The organism is Vreelandella venusta, assembly GCF_015689495.1.
Taxonomy (GTDB): Bacteria; Pseudomonadota; Gammaproteobacteria; order Pseudomonadales; family Halomonadaceae; genus Vreelandella; species Vreelandella venusta.
Window position 1 is genome coordinate 1,812,013 of record NZ_CP065135.1, and the last position, 16,241, is coordinate 1,828,253.

Genomic DNA, 16,241 nt, shown 5'->3' on the forward strand with positions numbered 1-16,241 from the left:
AACAATGCCCCTTACGCTTCGCGTTGGGGGCATTTTTTTGGCTAACCACCGACAACGAAAATATTGGAAACGTTAGATGAGATATTCAGCAAGTCATAAATCTTGGCCCAAGATGCTGCTGACAGGTGCGCAAATGCTATTCGTGGCCTTTGGCGCGTTGGTATTGGTTCCGCTGTTAACCGGTTTAGATCCCAGTGTTGCACTATTTACTGCGGGTGTAGGCACACTGGTGTTCCACGGAATTACCAAGCAGACGGTGCCGGTTTTCCTGGCGTCATCATTTGCGTTCATTGCTCCAATTCAAGGCTCGATCGCAAGCTTTGGCGTATCAGCCACGCTAGGCGGCTTAATGGCAGCGGGAGTGGTGTACGTTGCTATTTCTCAAGTAGTGCGTGTTAAAGGCACGGCTTGGCTGCACAGGCTGTTACCGCCAGTCGTGGTCGGGCCAGTTATTATGGTGATTGGCTTAGCTTTGGCGCCAGTCGCTGTCAGTATGGCAACAGGAGAGACAAGCGATAACATTGGTTATGGTCAAGCAATTTTTCTGTCCATGGCCAGTTTGCTGGTAACGCTTATATTGGCTGTCTTCGGGCGTGGAATTCTTCGCCTAGTGCCGATAATGGGGGGAATAGCAGTGGGGTATGGTTTGGCGCTTGTTATGGGCGTTGTTGACTTCACTGCGGTAAGTGATGCTGCTTGGTTATCATTGCCCAACTTTACTGCGCCGAGTTTCCATTGGGCGGCTATTTTGTTCATGATTCCGGTGGCAATTGCGCCTGCGGTGGAGCATATCGGCGACATGGTGGCGATAGGCTCAGTGACACGCAAAAACTATTTAGAGAAGCCTGGCCTGCACCGCACTTTGTTAGGCGATGGGCTGGCGACAATGGCGGCTGCGCTGTTTGGTGGTCCTCCTAATACAACCTACTCAGAAGTAACGGGGGCCGTGACGCTGACAAGGGCATTCAACCCCATGTACATGATCATCGCCGCAGTGATTGCGATTGTACTGGCCTTTGTGGGCAAGTTGGGTGCGCTACTGCAAACTATTCCGGGCCCTGTGATGGGCGGTATTATGACCTTGCTGTTTGGTTCGATCGCGGTGGTTGGTATGAATACCTTGGTGCGTGCAGGCCAGTCATTAACCGCGGCGCGTAATCTGGTGGTGGTTTCATTAATTTTAGTATTTGGGATAGGTGGTATGCAGTTTGGCGGTGGTCAGTTCACTCTTCAGGGAGTGAGCTTAGCAGCATTAGTTGGCATTGCGCTAAACTGGCTGTTACCTGCTGAAAAAGAGGGTGAATAGCCACTCAATCATACCCACCGGTTGGTTATTGGGAGTTGTTAATGGTAGAGGCAATTGATAGTCCATTTCCTGTGCTAGGCATTGCCGCTTGGAGTGGTACTGGTAAGACGACGTTGTTAGCGCAACTTTTGCCTCGCCTGCGTGAAAAGGGGCTTAGGGTGGGGGTGATAAAGCATGCTCACCACAGCTTTGATGTCGATCAGCCAGGAAAAGATAGCTACAAACTGCGTCAGGCTGGCGCAGCGCCTATGTTGATTGCATCCCGAGAGCGTTTTGCCATGATGCAAGAGACACCTGGCCAAGCAGAGCCGGATCTTAGCTGCCTCTTGTCAATGATGGCTACCCAAGCGCCAGATTTAGTTATCGTGGAAGGCTTCAAGGCGTGGCCAATTCCTAAGCTAGTGCTGTACCGTGCAGGAATTGGCGATGCTTCCATTGTCAGTGGTGACTGGGTGCAGGCGGTCGCGTCACTTGACCCGCTACCCCCGTCAATTCGCCCAACAGCTGAGCGGCTGGACCTTAATAATATTGAAGCGATCACTGAGTGGGTGGTTGAGTGGATGCATGCTCAGCCCAATGCTGTGGCTAACTAAATAAATTAGTAGCTTCCAGAGCAGTATTTTTATAACACCGTGGCTTGATTAAAAAGGTAACGATATGCAGCTAACTCACCTCAATACACACGGCGAAGCCAATATGGTCGATGTCGGAGATAAGCGAGAGACCCGCCGCGAGGCGGTAGCGTCTGGGCGTATCGTTATGCAGCCTAAAACGTTGCAACTGTTGAGCGATGGCGAATTGCCCAAAGGCGATGTGCTGGCGACCGCGCGCATTGCGGGTATTCAGGCAGCAAAGCGCACCCATGAGCTGATCCCGTTGTGCCATTCATTAGCGCTTTCAAAAGTCGCTGTAGATTTCGATGTTGATCACGCTAATGGTTGTGTTCATGTCTCCGCGCTTTGTCGCTTGAATGGGCAGACCGGGGTGGAAATGGAAGCTTTGACAGCCGTGTCAGTAGCTTGTCTGACGCTTTACGATATGTGTAAAGCGGTGGATAAAGAGATGCGCATTGACGCCATTCAATTGGAAAGTAAGCGGGGTGGTGTGCGTGGTGATTATCAACGGGGTGTGCCAGAACCGATTGTGACTGGCGGTGGCGTTGCGGGCGAAGTTCGCTTAGGCGAGCGATGTGCATCCCCTTGCGTGCGGGTTAAGTTTCTTGCTGAGCTGCGTGAGCGGGTGGAAGAGAGTGATCTCGCCATTGGGCTTGATCAACTGCCTAGCCGAGATGTCGCGGGGTTGAAAGCGGCGTTAAGCGAGATGGATGCACGCTTTAATGTGTTGTCAGAGCAGCGCACGCTGTGTGCTATCAATCAAGTGATGGCCAACGACAGTGCGCGCCTTACCGATGAGGATGAAGTAGCCTTCTTTCCTCCAGTGACGGGTGGGTAATCAGATGACGGATATTACAGAGACTGAGTTAGATATTGTCGTCAGGGTTCAAGAAGCAGCGTTTAAAATGGATGATGGCTATGAAAGCGCGCTGCGCGGGCGTACCGATATCGGCGCCATTGTTACCTTCACGGGATTTGTGCGTGACTTTAATGAATCCCCTGATGTTATTGGGCTGACTCTTGAGCACTACCCAGGGATGACCGAGCGCACACTAACGCAGATTGGCGAGCAGGCATATCAACGCTGGGCGTTGCAGGCCGTACGGATTATTCACCGCATTGGTGATTTGACGCCGGGAGACCCTATCGTGCGCGTGCTGGTGGCCAGTGCTCATCGTCGTGATGCTTTCCAGGCCTGTGATTTTATTATGGATTTTTTAAAAACTCAGGCGCCATTTTGGAAAAAAGAGCACTCCCGTCAGGGGGCTTACTGGGTGAAAGAGCGGTCTACTGATCAGCAAGCTGCAGAGCGCTGGTAGACGCTATTGCCAATCGCTTATCAATCGCTGTTCATGGTTTCTGAATAGGGCATTTCGGTTGCCATTATTTGCAAATGTACATCTGGCATATGCTGAAGGTGATTGGCGAGCCAATGAATTAGCCTCGGTTGCAGTGCTTGGCGCAAATCGGCCAATGTCTCCGCTGCTATTTCTTGCAACTGATCATCTAGCCATTCGCTGAAACTATCCTCATCGAGAGGGCTAGTAGCGCTGGCATCCAGCATCAAACGACCAATACGGCACCAGCCAGTGTCAGTAGCTGTCACTGGCAGCGCTAAGAACAGACTGCCGCGTCGCGATGAGTGGGTGCCGGTATCAAGCCCTGGGTGGGGAACGACGCTATTCTGATTAACGATGCAGGGCGGTTGGGGATAGCGTGCTTCACAGCGCAACCCTAGATTGTCGAACATCAACATGTCGCCATTTACCGGTGCGAGCGGGGCGAGAATGCCTAGGCTGGTGGCGATTTCCTGATGGGCTGCCTGATGGCGCGCTTCTCCATGCACCGGCAGCAGTGTTTTCGGTCGCACCCATTGATACAGCTTGCGCAGCTCATCTTCGGCAGGATGCCCGGTAGCGTGTAATTCTGGGTGGTTCATTTCATCGAAAATTGACACCCCAAGCTGCGCTAGGCGTTTTTTCAGTTGTTCAATCGGGCGCTCGTTGCCTGGTATGGCTTTAGCAGAAAAAATGATGCTATCGCCTGGTTCAAGATCCACAAACGGGTGCCTCCGCTGTGCTAAGCGTTGCAGTGCTGCACGTGGTTCACCTTGGCTGCCCGTCGCAATAATCACCACCTCTTCTGGTGGCAGGTAGCCTAAATCATGGGGCGGTACTAGCGGCGGAAAGTCGTCTAGATACCCTAGTCCCTTGGCGACACTCACCATGCGCTCCATTGAGCGGCCCATCAGGCTGACGCGCCGGCCACACTGTTGGGCAGCAACCCCAATCGCTAATACGCGGGCAAGATTACTGGCAAAGCAAGAGACCACCACGCGTCCTGTGCACTGTTTTAAGGTGTGAGCGAGTGCTTTAGCAACATCTCCTTCACTGCCCGAATGACCAGGCATCGGGGCGTTAGTGGAGTCGCCTACGACGAGATCGATAGGCGCGAGCGCACGAAATTGAGCAGCGTTAATGGGCGAACCAATTAACGGGTTGGGGTCTAGTTTCCAGTCTCCGGTGTGCAGCACGCGATAGTCGCCAGCCTGCATTAGGATTGAGCAACTTTCAGGAATTGAATGGGTAACTTGAAGGTAGCGCAACGTGAAGGGGCCGAGCTCCATTGCATCACCTGGCTCTACGACATGTATAGCGGCACTACTCAGTTGATGTTCAGCAAACTTATGGCGCAGCAACCCCGCCGCTAACGGCGTTGCAAAAATAGGGCAATTCCACCTGGGCCAGAGCCACGCCACGGCACCAATATGATCTTCATGGCCATGGGTAATGTAGAGTGCCTTTGGAGTAATATTGAGTGCTGCTAAGGTGTCCGTATTAGGCACTTGCAGTGGGGAATTAGGTAGATCTTGGCGAATCATCATGCCGCAGTCGACGGCGATCCACTCATCATCGTATCCATACAGCGTAAGGTTCATGCCAATTTCACCACACCCACCTAGCGGCAGTAGGCGCAGGGGAGGGCGACGGCGGGGGCGAAGTTGAACGCGTGGTGGGTGCATCAGTAATGAAAAGCCTAAAAAGTAAGACCTTAACTATACGGGAAGGCGGGGGCGGGTAACAATCATCGTGGCATTTGGCTGCGGTGCTTCCTTGATAAGCATAAGGTACACTGTTGCGCCTATTATACCGCTTCCCTACCGCTGGTAGGTGCTTGTCGAACGTGCCATTAAAATATGTCAAGAGTGTTTTTTTATGTCTCATTATTACCGTTTGGTGGTGTCTTGCCCTGATCAAGTGGGCATTGTGGCGCGTGTCTCAAGCTTTATTGCTCAACAAGGTGGTTCTATCACCGAAGCAAGTCAGCATTCTGATCTTGAGACTGGTCGATTTTTCATGCGTTACGAAATTTTGGCAGATTCGTTGGGTATGTCTGCCGAAGCGTTACGTAGTGCGTTTGAACCGGTGGCTCAAGCCTTCAATATGCAGTGGTCGCTGGTTGATACTCAAAAGCGTAGGCGCGTGGTGTTGATGGTGTCACGAGAGTCTCACTGTTTGGTTGATCTACTCTATCGTTGGCAGGCTGGGGAGCTTGATTGCGATATTGTCGGAGTTATTTCAAACCATCAGGATATGCGATCACTCACTGAGTGGTATGGCATTCCTTACCATCATGTGCCCGTAGATCCTGATAACAAGCAGGTTGCTTTCGAGCAGGTGCAGGCTCAGATTGATAGCGCGCGAGCTGACTGCGTTGTGCTAGCACGTTACATGCAGATTTTGCCACCGTCGCTCTGCTCGCGGTATGCGGGACGAGTCATTAATATCCACCATAGTTTTTTACCCTCTTTTGCCGGAGCAAAGCCTTATCATCAGGCTTACCAGCGTGGCGTTAAGCTAATCGGTGCTACCTGTCACTATGTCACCGAAGAACTCGATGCAGGGCCGATTATTGAACAAGATATTCATCGGGTAAGTCATTGTCACACGCCAACGGATCTGGTGCGTTTTGGGCGTGATGTCGAAAAAGCAGTCTTGGCGCGTGGATTACGTTGGCATCTAGAAGACCGCGTACTGATCCATGGCAATAAGACCGTGGTGTTCAGCTAAACGTGTTGTTTAGATAAGTAGAGTTTTCGTCAATTCAAGCTTATAGCTGGCCTCTCGCTAGCTGACAGGTAGATAGGGGCATCCATGTCTTTCGCGCAAAGTGTTTTAGCTCCCTGGGCATTGTTGCTGACGTGGTTGGTATCGTTGAGTATGCTTGCGTGGATGATATGGCTGCGCCCTTGGCGAGTACTGATAGGCGATGTGTCCCTTCAGCATCGGTGGTTAGCAGCGACGCTCGCTGTGGTGTTGATGTGGCAACTGCGTGCCCAGGCAGTCGATTGGTTAACCTTGCACTTAGTCTTCACCGTCTTAATGACGCTGGTATTCAAAATGCCTCTCGCATTAATCAGCAATGTGCTGATTAATGTTGCAATGTCGGCCAGTGGCCGCAACGAATGGGTATTACTCGGCGCCAATGTATTGGTAACCGGCATTGTACCTGCGGTCATTACCGGTCTGGTATGGCGATGGGTAGACCGGCGCCTGCCGGATAACTTGATGATCTTCTTATTCGTATGCGGCTTTTTTGGCGCGGCGCTGGCAACGCTGGCCGGAGGGTTGTCAGCGGTCTTGCTAATCATAGTGGCGGGTACCGACTCTGAAGCTGTGTACTTAGCCCAAGAGTATGCGCGCTTCTTACCCCTGTTAATGCCCTCCGAGGCTTTTATCACCGGGATGTTGCTCAGCATTTTGCTGGTGTATCACCCGAGCTGGGTAGCTACGTTTAATGATCGTCGCTATATAGATTCTCAGTAAGTGTGTAAGGCCGGTAAGGCATCTAACGATTGCCTCACCGGCATTTGCACTGGCTCGCTTATCCCAGTGCTTGGCCGTTCCCGCCACGTATAACGCCAACTCCTACCCCTTCGATATCAAGCTGCTGAGTGCGTAGGTCAATTTCTATGGGCGCAAAGTCGTTGTTTTCGGCAATCAGTGTCACCGTATGGCCCTGCCGTTTGAAGCGCTTTACGGTTACTTCGTCTTCTAACCTTGCTACTACAATTTGCCCATCACGAACCCGGTCGGTGCGATGTACGGCAAGAAGGTCACCTTCCAATATGCCTACATCCTTCATTGACAAGCCTCGCACCCGAAGTAGGTAATCTGCTTTGGGGGTAAAGTATTCAGCGGGGAGAGGGCAATAACGATCAATGTGTTCCGCTGCAAGAATCGGGCTTCCTGCAGCCACTTCTCCAATGACTGGTAGGCCATTGGGTAGTGGTTCTACATTGGCGGCAGATGCGGTTGTCGAGACATCACTGACATCCAGCGGTTCCTGATTCGGCAGCCGAATTCCCCGTGAGGTGTTACGAATAATGCGAATAGCACCTTTGCGCTCAAGTGCTCGTAAATGCTCCTCGGCAGCGTTCGGGGAGCGAAAACCTAGCGCTTTGGCAATTTCTGCGCGGGTCGGTGGATAGCCAAATTCAGCCATCGTTTTAACTATAAAATCAAAAACATGCTGTTGACGGGCAGTAAGTGGACGCGACATAACAAACTCCAAAAAAATGAACAAGACAGTGGCAACATGTCGGCTTAAACAGTATGTGGTTAAGTATACAGTATGTTGCTCTGTCCAGTACATGTTAGAGCGTTTTACAATGACGTCCGTTATGCAATTGGTGCCTAGAATAAGGATAGGAGCGGCAAGTCTGAGAGGCTATGACAGTGGCAACCCCGATAGCGTCTGATAGCTGGTGTTTGAATGGCTGCCTAGGCTGCGTTTTAGCATCGCGGAAAAAGCTAAAGATAAGTGATTGAGCCAAATAGCGTTATGGCATAGTATTTAACGATGTTTTAAACACTCGTTTTCTGGAGGGCGCTATGGCGCAATCTGATACGGTAACACGTATCCTCGATACCGCTGAGGTGCTGTTTGCCGAGCGTGGTTTTGCCGAAACATCGCTACGCAATATCACCAGTAAAGCGCGGGTTAATTTGGCTGCTGTCAATTACCACTTTGGCTCTAAAAAGGCGCTTATCCAGGCTGTGTTTGCACGCTATTTAGATCCCTTCTCGCAACGCTTTCACACGGCGCTTGATGAGCTGGAAGCGCAGTACAACGGTGATGTGATCCCGCTTGAAGTGCTGTTGGAAACAATGGCAAGCACAGTGCTGGCAGTGCCTGCTGAGCGCAATAGTTTGAAGGTGTTTATGCGTCTGCTAGGCTTGGCGTATAGTCAGGCGCAAGGGCATTTGCGCCGTTATATCCAACAGCAGTACGGCGATGTGTTTACCCGCTTTACTGAGTTGGTGCGTCAAGCCACACCCGATTTACCTGATGCTGAGCGTTTTTGGCGACTGCATTTCATGCTGGGCACCGTGATTTTTACGCTGTCGGGTTTAGATGCGCTGCGAGACATTGCCGCGAAAGACTATAATGAGCAAGTCACCGTCAGGGATTTGGTAAGACGTTTACGCCCCGTGGTGGTTGCCGCTATGAATGCTCCGCTACCGCCTGCTGCTGATGAAGGACCTTATGCGAACGCCCACGTTAGTTGAACTACCCCCGCAGAATGGCGGTTGGATAGAGATCAATATCCAGCGGCAGCAGCTATGCTGGTGGCAGGGGCGCACACTGGAGTACCAATGTGCCGTGTCCACCGGTGAGAAGGGCGTAGGGCAACAGGAAGGCAGCGGTCAAACCCCCCTTGGATGGCATTATATCCGTGCATCGATAGGAGGTGGTTTAGCTGAGAACGCTGTTTTTCGGGGGCGGCGGTGGACTGGAGAGGTGTTTACATCGGCGCTGGCGGCTGAATTCCCGGGGCGTGATTGGATATTAACGCGCATTCTGTGGCTCTGTGGTTTAGAGAGAGGGCTGAATCGAGGCGGGGATGTCGACACTCAGCGCCGCTTTATCTATCTTCATGGTACTCCTCCTGATCAACCGATGGGCGTAGCTGCTTCACATGGGTGTATTCGGTTGCGCAATGATGATCTGATGTATCTTTTTGAGCATGCGCCGCCGGGCACACCCGTTTGGCTTCATAATGGCTAAGCTGAATCAACTTATTATTGATTTTTTGACACGAGAGATTGATCAACTAAAATTGACGGCCCTTTTGTTGGATCCATCACAATGACTCAATCTTTAGGCCCGGTCATGCTTGACCTAGAAGGGCCGCGATTAACCAAAGCTGAAAAACATCTTTTGATGGACCCTGCTGTGGGCGGTGTCATTTTATTCGCTAGAAATGTCGAGAATGCTTACCAGGTTAGAAAGCTTTGCAGTGATATTCGCCGTGTTCGCGGCGAGCTGTTACTCGGTATTGATCAAGAAGGCGGTCGCGTTCAGCGCATTAAAGAAGGCGTTACTCGCATGCCAGCCATGGCACGCATTGGTGATCAATTTGCTAAGGATTCGGCATCCGGTCTTGCATTAGCAAAAGATGCGGGTTGGTTGCTGGGGATGGAAATGGCTGCTTGCGGTCTGGATATCAGCTTTGCGCCTGTTTTAGATGTCGAAAGTGGTATCTCTAGCGTGATCGGTGATCGTAGCTTCAGCACCGACCCTGCACACGTCGCTGCGCTGGGTCAGTGTTTTATCAACGGTTTGCATGAAGCGGGTATGGCGGCGGTAGGTAAGCATTTTCCTGGCCATGGTGGCGTTGCCGCTGACTCCCATGTGGCGTTACCTGTGGATGACCGTCCGCTGGCGCTTATTAAACAGCGCGATCTTGTTCCGTTTAGCCAACTTGCTACTCAGCTTGATGGTGTTATGCCTGCCCATGTTATTTATAGTGCGTTTGACTCACGTCCTGCTGGCTTCTCGCCAAGTTGGTTGGGGATGTTAAGAGAGTCATTGGGGTTTAAAGGTTGTATCTTTTCAGATGATTTAAGCATGGCGGGCGCTCACGAGGCGGGTGATCCGAAGGCGCGCGCCAGCGCTGCCCTTGCCGCAGGTTGCGACATGCTATTGGTCTGTAATGACCGCTCTGCAGCGTTAGATGTTGTTGAAGCATGCCAGGGATTACACAGTAAACGACCAATCAAGCTACGCTATGGGCGAGCCCGTCCCGATGTGGATGCGCTAACGGCGCTTGGCCGCTGGCGTCGTACCCATGCCAAATTAGAAGCGTTGGCGAATTAACCCCCTCTTTTCTTAAGTTATTTTCAATTTTAAATCACTGACCAGTTAACCCCTTTCCTGGAGTAACCCGATGTCCAAACTGGATAAAGAAGCGCTTGAGTCGCTCGACTCAATGCGTGAGCTGATGGATAACGCTGACTGCTTAATTTCTCAACAACAAGTTGAGCGTGCACTGGACCGAATGGCCGAGGCGATTAGTAAAGATCTAGGGGATAAGTTACCGGTTTTTTACTGTGTTATGAATGGCGGCTTGATTACTACAGGGCACCTGCTAACTCGATTAGGTTTCCCTCTTGAAGTTGATTATTTGCACGCTACCCGCTATCGCAATGAGCTGCGTGGTGGCGAGCTTTTTTGGCGTGTTTCTCCAGAAATTCCCATGGCAGGTCGCCACGTCGTCATCGTCGATGACATTCTTGATGAGGGCTCTACGCTAGCCGCTATCCTTGCCTACTGCGAGGAAGCCCAGGCGGCGAGCGTTACAACGGCAGTGCTAGTGGATAAACAGCATGACCGCAAAGCTGTTCCTGGCCTAAAAGCCGATTACTGTAGCCTAGAGGTTGCAGATCGCTACGTGTTCGGCTTTGGTATGGATTACAAAGGCTACTGGCGTAATGCCCCTGGAATATTTGCTCCCAAGGGCATGTGATGTTCTGGCCTAGCGGGGCGAAAAGCGCCTAGCTAGGCCTGTCTCCGCAATCATGCGGGTTGAAATCTCTTCAACTGAAAAGCGTGTCGTATCGATAAACGGGATGTGCATCGAGCGATATAGCGACTCAGCCTGTCCAACTTCTTGCAAGCACTGATCCATTGAACTGTAGCGGCTGTTTGGGCGGCGCTCGTTGCGTATTGCTGCTAATCGGCGGGCATCAATTGTTAGGCCAAATAGCTTGTGTCTGTGAGGAGCTAGTGCCTTGGGCAGTTTTAAACTGCCATCTTCATCCAAATCATCTTCAGTCAATGGGTAGTTAGCTGCTCGAATACCAAATTGCAGCGCTAGATAAAGCGAGGTGGGTGTTTTTCCGCAGCGTGAAACGCCAACTAGAATAATGTCGGCTTTATCGTATTGATGCGTTCGTGCGCCATCATCATTGTCTAGCGCAAAATGAACGGAGTGGATGCGATCCATGTAAACATCATCGCTACCAATCGAGTGTGTTCTGCCGACGCTGTAAGAGGAGTGAGTTTCTAACTCTTGCTCCAAGGGTTCTAAAAAGGTGGAGAAGATATCCACCTTGAAGCCTGAAGCCTGTCGAATGACGTTACGGATATCCTGGTCGACAATGGTATCAATGATAATCGGTCTATGGCCGTCTCGTACTGCGGTAGAGTCGATTATTTCCGCTAAAGCTTGAGCCTTGTCCAGAGTATCAATATAGGGCTTTGTCAGCATATCAATTTCCACATCACTAAATTGAGCTAACAGGCTGCGCCCAAGGCTTTCTGCTGTAATGCCGGTACCATCAGAAATAAAAAAGGCTGTTCGCTTCATCGCTAAATCCATCAATAAATAAAGTTGCTATTGTGGGGCGAGGTGTGGGTTAGCACAATCGTCGCCAAGCCATTCACTTTTGCAGTTCGTTTTAAAGCTTAATTTAATTAAAACTATCTCGTTAAGACTACAGAAAAAGCCCTTTATTGAGCTTTGTTGTAAAAATCCTCCACTCCGTTCGCTATTAGACCAATGGCGAATGCGACGGGGCGATGCTAGTGTGACATGGTCAATTAGAGTCGGCCTTTCAGGTCGCAAAGCAGTCTAAAAGCGAGGGGGTTGCGTGGAAGAGTACATTCTATGGTTCGATCAGCTGGGTATGGCAGACGTCGAACGCGTGGGTGGTAAAAACGCTTCGCTTGGCGAAATGATCTCGAATTTGTCAGGTGTCGGTGTGACAGTGCCCGGTGGATTTGCCACGACGGCTCATGCCTATCGTGAGTTTCTCTCTCACGAAGGCTTGAACGATCGCATCAACGCCACTCTTTCTCGCCTTGATGTCGATGACGTGAAGGCGCTGGCAGAGGCAGGCAAGGCTATCCGCCAGTGGATTATTGATACGCCGCTTCCCCCCGCATTTGAGCATGCTTTACGCGCTGCCTATGAGCAGCTTCAGGCTAAGCATCCCAGCTTGAAAGTTGCCGTACGTAGCTCGGCAACGGCAGAGGACCTGCCTGATGCGTCTTTTGCCGGCCAGCAGGAAACGTTCCTTAATATTGAAGGCTTTGACAATATTAAGCAGGCGGTACACGAAGTGTTTGCATCGCTGTTTAATGATCGGGCGATCTCTTACCGCGTACACCGTGGCTACGCCCATGAAAATGTGGCGCTGTCTGCCGGTGTGCAGAAAATGGTTCGTTCTGAGACCGGCGCTTCCGGAGTTATGTTTACGCTGGATACTGAGTCTGGTTACCGCGACGCTGTGTTCGTCACTGCTTCTTGGGGGCTTGGCGAAACTGTCGTCCAGGGAGCAGTCAATCCCGATGAGTTTTATGTCCACAAGCCCACGCTTGAAGCTGGCCGTCCCGCGGTGCTACGCCGGACACTAGGCTCTAAACTGATCAAAATGATTTATGGGCAAGATGCCAGCGCGGGTAAATCAGTTGAAACGGTTGATGTGCCTCTCAAAGATCGTGGTCGCTTCTGTATTAACGATGAACAGATCATGGATCTTGCGCGGCAAGCCATGACCATTGAAAACCATTACCAGCGCCCGATGGATATTGAGTGGGCACTGGATGGTGATGATGGTCAGCTCTACATCGTTCAAGCACGTCCCGAAACCGTTGTTTCACAGCAGGAAGGAGGTAAGTTAGAACGCTTCCATCTGCGTGAAAAGGGACGCACGCTGATTACCGGGCGAGCAATTGGTCAGCGGATCGGGCGTGGCACGGTAAAAACAGTGCTTAGCCCAGAAGAAATGGACAAAGTACAAGAGGGTGACATCCTGGTCACCGACATGACCGACCCGGACTGGGAGCCGATCATGAAGCGTGCATCAGCGATTGTGACTAATCGTGGTGGACGTACCTGTCACGCGGCTATTATTGCCCGGGAGCTGGGTATACCGGCAGTGGTTGGTTGCGGGGATGCAACCACTCAGCTTAAAGAAGGCATTGATGTCACGGTGTCCTGTGCCGAGGGTGACACTGGCCACGTATATGAAGGGTTGCTGGCATTTGACTGTAAGGTTTCAAGTGTCGACGCGATGCCTGCGATCCCCTTCAAGATCATGATGAATGTGGGTAACCCGGACCGTGCATTTGGCTTTGCTGGCTTACCCCACGCAGGGGTTGGTCTTGCTAGGCTGGAGTTCATCATTAACCGTATGATCGGTGTTCACCCTAAAGCGCTGTTGGATTACGACACGCTGCCTGCTGATCTTCAGCAGGTCATCGATTTGCGTACTGCCGGTTACGATGACCCTGTTAGTTTCTATGTTGATAAGCTGGTCGAAGGCATCTCGACTCTGGCCGCTGCTTTCCATCCTCAGCGAGTGATCGTAAGGCTCTCTGATTTTAAATCCAATGAGTACGAAAACCTGATTGGTGGCAAGCTTTATGAGCCTGGTGAAGAGAATCCAATGCTTGGCTTCAGAGGGGCCTCGCGCTATATCTCGGATGCCTTTAGACCCTGTTTCGAGCTTGAGTGCCGAGCGCTGAAGCGGGTTCGTGACGAAATGGGCTTTGATAACGTTGAAATCATGGTGCCCTTTGTTCGTACAACCGATGAGGCGCGTGAGGTCGTAGAATTGCTAGCGGCTAATGGCTTGCCACGGGGCGGCGAGTCTAATCCTGATGGCTTAAAAGTTATCATGATGTGTGAGTTGCCTGCTAACGCACTGCTGGCTGATGAATTCCTCGAGTACTTTGATGGTTTCTCGATTGGTTCTAACGATTTGACTCAGCTGACGCTGGGCCTGGATCGTGACTCAGGCATCGTTGCACACCTGTTTGACGAACGAAATCCTGCAGTGAAAAAGCTACTAGCAATGGCCATCAAAGCCTGCAAAGCGCAAGGTAAGTATGTCGGCATTTGTGGCCAAGGCCCTTCTGACCATCCAGATTTGGCTAAGTGGCTGATGGAGCAGGGAATAGACTCTGTCTCATTAAACCCAGATGCGGTGCTTGAAACTTGGTTTATGCTGGCGGGTGAAACCATCGAATAATACCGTCAGCGCGCAGCACTGATTTGCAACTTCGCCCGGCCATTGCGCCGGGCGATTGAGGCTTATAAAGAGGCCTTAGCTATTGGCGTAGCCAGTTGCGCAGCTTTACAAGCATTAGACCGCCGTCGCTCAGCGCACGGCGGTTTTCTATTAATTCGCTCAAGCGGTCTGGATAGTCAGTGATGATCGCGTCAACCCCCAGGTCAATCAGTGTCGACATACGTGTTTGGTCATTGACTGTCCAGGCATGTATTTCATAGTTATAAAGCGTCGCTAATCGAATCTCTTGTGGCGTGATGCGGTTATGGCGCAGGCCTAAAGCATCAAATTGGCGCCGATCCAGTGTGCCAGCCAAGATCAGTTGGGCGAGTAAGGTAATGCGCAATTCGGGGGCTTGCTGTTTTAAAAAAGTAACCATGCTGGGCGCCATGGTCGCCATGCGCATTTCCAAGAATACATTTGGAAAGCCGCAGTTCGCGTTCGCATTGAGCGCGTTATGCTGAGTTGCCCAGCAGCGATAACGAATGTCGCTTTCTGCTTCAAGGGTTGCTAAAACGGCGCGAGCAAGCCTCTCTTCATCGCCAGGTGAAGGTTTCATGTCAATCATTAGGCTGGCGCGCCCTCGGACTAGCGCCATGGCATCGTCCAAGCCGGCAATTCGCTCGTTTTGGAAGGCATCACCAAACCAACTGCCGACATCAACTTTGCTCAGCTCTGCTCTAGTGAGTGAGTCAAACTCACGCCGATCGCCTGTTAGCCGAGCCAAGCTGCGGTCATGATAAAGAAGCACCTGGTTGTCAGCGCTAAGGCGAACATCTAGCTCTACGGCATCAGCACCGTCTTCAAGCGCTTGTCTTATCGCAGATAGGGTATTCTCCGGTGCGACCATCGAGCTTCCACGGTGGGCGATAACCGCTACGTTGTCGCGTATTTCAAAGCTATTGAGTATCCACCATGCTTGTAGCCCCGCTAGTAGCAGTACGCTTAGTTCAATCGCCCACGCAAGGCGACCAGGATGGGCATTTTCTGATCGTGGAGCAGGGCGAGCCTCTTTAAAAGCCAGCTGCAAGTATAAGCACGCTGACAAAAGGGCATTGGTGGCAATACCTAAAAAGGTAATGGCTAATGTAACCAGTACGTAGCTGGTTAAATATGCCAACATTGCTGGAATCAGCACGGCATTATGTTCGGGTAGCCCCCATAACAGAGGCGTCACGACGCTATCAAATAGCCATGTAGAGATAACTGGTAGACTGATAATAACGATCAGCAGTGTCAAAACCGCCACACCAATCGAGCGATGCCAGCCACGAGTTAAGCGCACGCTACGTTTCAGTGCCTGGAAAGGGGAGCAGTTGTCCAGCGCTACTAACGGTAGCGCTAGTAACCAGCGTAGGTAGAGCCGTGCGGCTAGCCCAAGCCAGATAAACAGTAACGGCAGTGCGCAAGCGATAAAATACCACAGCGAGGCGGGGCGAGTTTGTTGTAAATAGTAGGGATCTATACCGCTTAGCCATACATCGTAAAGCCACGTTAAGCCCATCATAAAAGGGGCTAGGAGGAGCAAGTGGGATCCTACCTGAAGAATGACTAGGCCCGCGAGTGCTGGCAAGCGGCGCGTGCTTAACCAGAGTGCTTCAAAGGCGAGTCGGTAGTGGTTGTCTTTCGGTCTGACGGCAACTAGCAGCATGCCTGCTTGTTGCCAATAAATCAGTAAGAATGCAAAGCCAAGACCCACGAGTAACGCAACTAAGCCTAGTGGGCTAAAAAGTAGTGTAATAAGCGCATCATTGGTGACTACTGTTCGGTTGAGCTGCGCTAGTAAGGCCCGAGAGATCCACGCAATTAATGGCACAATAAGAGCAGAAGCTAACAGCGTGAAGAGCAGGTGATAGGCAATCAGAGGACGAAGATGGTCGCGTAGAGTGTGGAGTAGGGTGTAGCCCAGTTGGTTAAGCGGCTGCATGGTCACAATTTTGTCAGAGTTGAATTACCAGG

At 51.4% G+C, this 16,241-nt stretch carries 15 protein-coding genes; 11 read left to right on the top strand and 4 right to left on the bottom strand.

Features of this window, described 5'->3' with window-relative positions:
- Nucleotides 1-133 precede the first annotated feature (133 nt).
- The 4 genes from IR195_RS08585 to moaE all read left to right on the top strand — a co-directional run bounded on the left by IR195_RS08585 (nt 134) and on the right by moaE (nt 3,239).
- Nucleotides 134-1,306 (top strand): uracil-xanthine permease family protein, encoded by a 1,173-nt coding sequence (locus IR195_RS08585; RefSeq protein ID WP_423250118.1) that lies wholly within the window; start codon nt 134-136, stop codon nt 1,304-1,306.
- A 41-nt stretch (nt 1,307-1,347) separates the two neighbouring features.
- On the top strand, nt 1,348-1,899 hold the full coding sequence (gene mobB, locus IR195_RS08590) for a molybdopterin-guanine dinucleotide biosynthesis protein B (RefSeq protein WP_206049338.1): 552 nt from the start codon (nt 1,348-1,350) through the stop codon (nt 1,897-1,899).
- A 64-nt stretch (nt 1,900-1,963) separates the two neighbouring features.
- Nucleotides 1,964-2,758: a cyclic pyranopterin monophosphate synthase MoaC gene (gene moaC, locus IR195_RS08595; protein WP_206049351.1), complete on the top strand. Its 795-nt coding sequence runs from the start codon at nt 1,964-1,966 to the stop codon at nt 2,756-2,758.
- A gap of 4 nt (nt 2,759-2,762) precedes the next feature.
- Complete coding sequence (moaE, locus tag IR195_RS08600) at nt 2,763-3,239, top strand: molybdopterin synthase catalytic subunit MoaE (protein WP_125747493.1); 477 nt, start codon at nt 2,763-2,765, stop codon at nt 3,237-3,239.
- A 20-nt stretch (nt 3,240-3,259) separates the two neighbouring features.
- On the opposite strand, the gene IR195_RS08605 is transcribed toward moaE, so the two are convergent.
- The gene (locus IR195_RS08605; protein ID WP_206049767.1) at nt 3,260-4,858 is read right to left on the bottom strand and encodes a ribonuclease J; all 1,599 of its coding nucleotides are present in this window, start codon (nt 4,856-4,858) and stop codon (nt 3,260-3,262) included.
- Nucleotides 4,859-5,135: 277 nt separating this feature from the next.
- Between IR195_RS08605 and purU the strand changes: the two genes are divergently transcribed.
- Complete coding sequence (purU, locus tag IR195_RS08610; protein WP_125747495.1) at nt 5,136-5,990, top strand: formyltetrahydrofolate deformylase; 855 nt, start codon at nt 5,136-5,138, stop codon at nt 5,988-5,990.
- A gap of 84 nt (nt 5,991-6,074) precedes the next feature.
- The gene (locus IR195_RS08615; RefSeq protein ID WP_206049358.1) at nt 6,075-6,746 is read left to right on the top strand and encodes an energy-coupling factor ABC transporter permease; all 672 of its coding nucleotides are present in this window, start codon (nt 6,075-6,077) and stop codon (nt 6,744-6,746) included.
- 58 nt (nt 6,747-6,804) lie between these two features.
- Here IR195_RS08615 and lexA read toward each other — a convergent pair whose 3' ends face one another.
- Nucleotides 6,805-7,482 carry a transcriptional repressor LexA gene (lexA, locus tag IR195_RS08620; RefSeq protein WP_206049365.1) on the bottom strand — a complete coding sequence of 226 codons (678 nt, stop codon included), beginning with the start codon at nt 7,480-7,482 and terminating at the stop codon, nt 6,805-6,807.
- 332 nt (nt 7,483-7,814) lie between these two features.
- Between lexA and IR195_RS08625 the strand changes: the two genes are divergently transcribed.
- The 4 genes from IR195_RS08625 to IR195_RS08640 all read left to right on the top strand — a co-directional run bounded on the left by IR195_RS08625 (nt 7,815) and on the right by IR195_RS08640 (nt 10,732).
- Nucleotides 7,815-8,492 (top strand): TetR/AcrR family transcriptional regulator, encoded by a 678-nt coding sequence (locus IR195_RS08625; RefSeq protein WP_206049367.1) that lies wholly within the window; start codon nt 7,815-7,817, stop codon nt 8,490-8,492.
- Complete coding sequence (locus IR195_RS08630) at nt 8,470-8,991, top strand: L,D-transpeptidase (protein ID WP_146945214.1); 522 nt, start codon at nt 8,470-8,472, stop codon at nt 8,989-8,991. Before IR195_RS08625 ends, IR195_RS08630 begins: the two co-directional genes overlap by 23 nt.
- Before the next feature lie 81 nt (nt 8,992-9,072).
- The gene (gene nagZ / locus IR195_RS08635; protein WP_125747504.1) at nt 9,073-10,083 is read left to right on the top strand and encodes a beta-N-acetylhexosaminidase; all 1,011 of its coding nucleotides are present in this window, start codon (nt 9,073-9,075) and stop codon (nt 10,081-10,083) included.
- 70 nt (nt 10,084-10,153) lie between these two features.
- A complete protein-coding gene (locus IR195_RS08640; protein ID WP_125747506.1) occupies nt 10,154-10,732 on the top strand; it encodes a hypoxanthine-guanine phosphoribosyltransferase in 579 nt (192 codons plus the stop codon).
- A 9-nt stretch (nt 10,733-10,741) separates the two neighbouring features.
- On the opposite strand, the gene ppsR is transcribed toward IR195_RS08640, so the two are convergent.
- Nucleotides 10,742-11,575 carry a posphoenolpyruvate synthetase regulatory kinase/phosphorylase PpsR gene (gene ppsR, locus IR195_RS08645; protein WP_125747508.1) on the bottom strand — a complete coding sequence of 278 codons (834 nt, stop codon included), beginning with the start codon at nt 11,573-11,575 and terminating at the stop codon, nt 10,742-10,744.
- 283 nt (nt 11,576-11,858) lie between these two features.
- Between ppsR and ppsA the strand changes: the two genes are divergently transcribed.
- A complete protein-coding gene (gene ppsA, locus IR195_RS08650; RefSeq protein ID WP_125747510.1) occupies nt 11,859-14,243 on the top strand; it encodes a phosphoenolpyruvate synthase in 2,385 nt (794 codons plus the stop codon).
- A 79-nt stretch (nt 14,244-14,322) separates the two neighbouring features.
- Here the strand turns inward: ppsA and IR195_RS08655 are convergent, their stop codons facing one another.
- Complete coding sequence (locus IR195_RS08655) at nt 14,323-16,209, bottom strand: glycerophosphodiester phosphodiesterase family protein (protein ID WP_206049369.1); 1,887 nt, start codon at nt 16,207-16,209, stop codon at nt 14,323-14,325.
- Between the last annotated feature and the right edge of the window lie 32 nt (nt 16,210-16,241).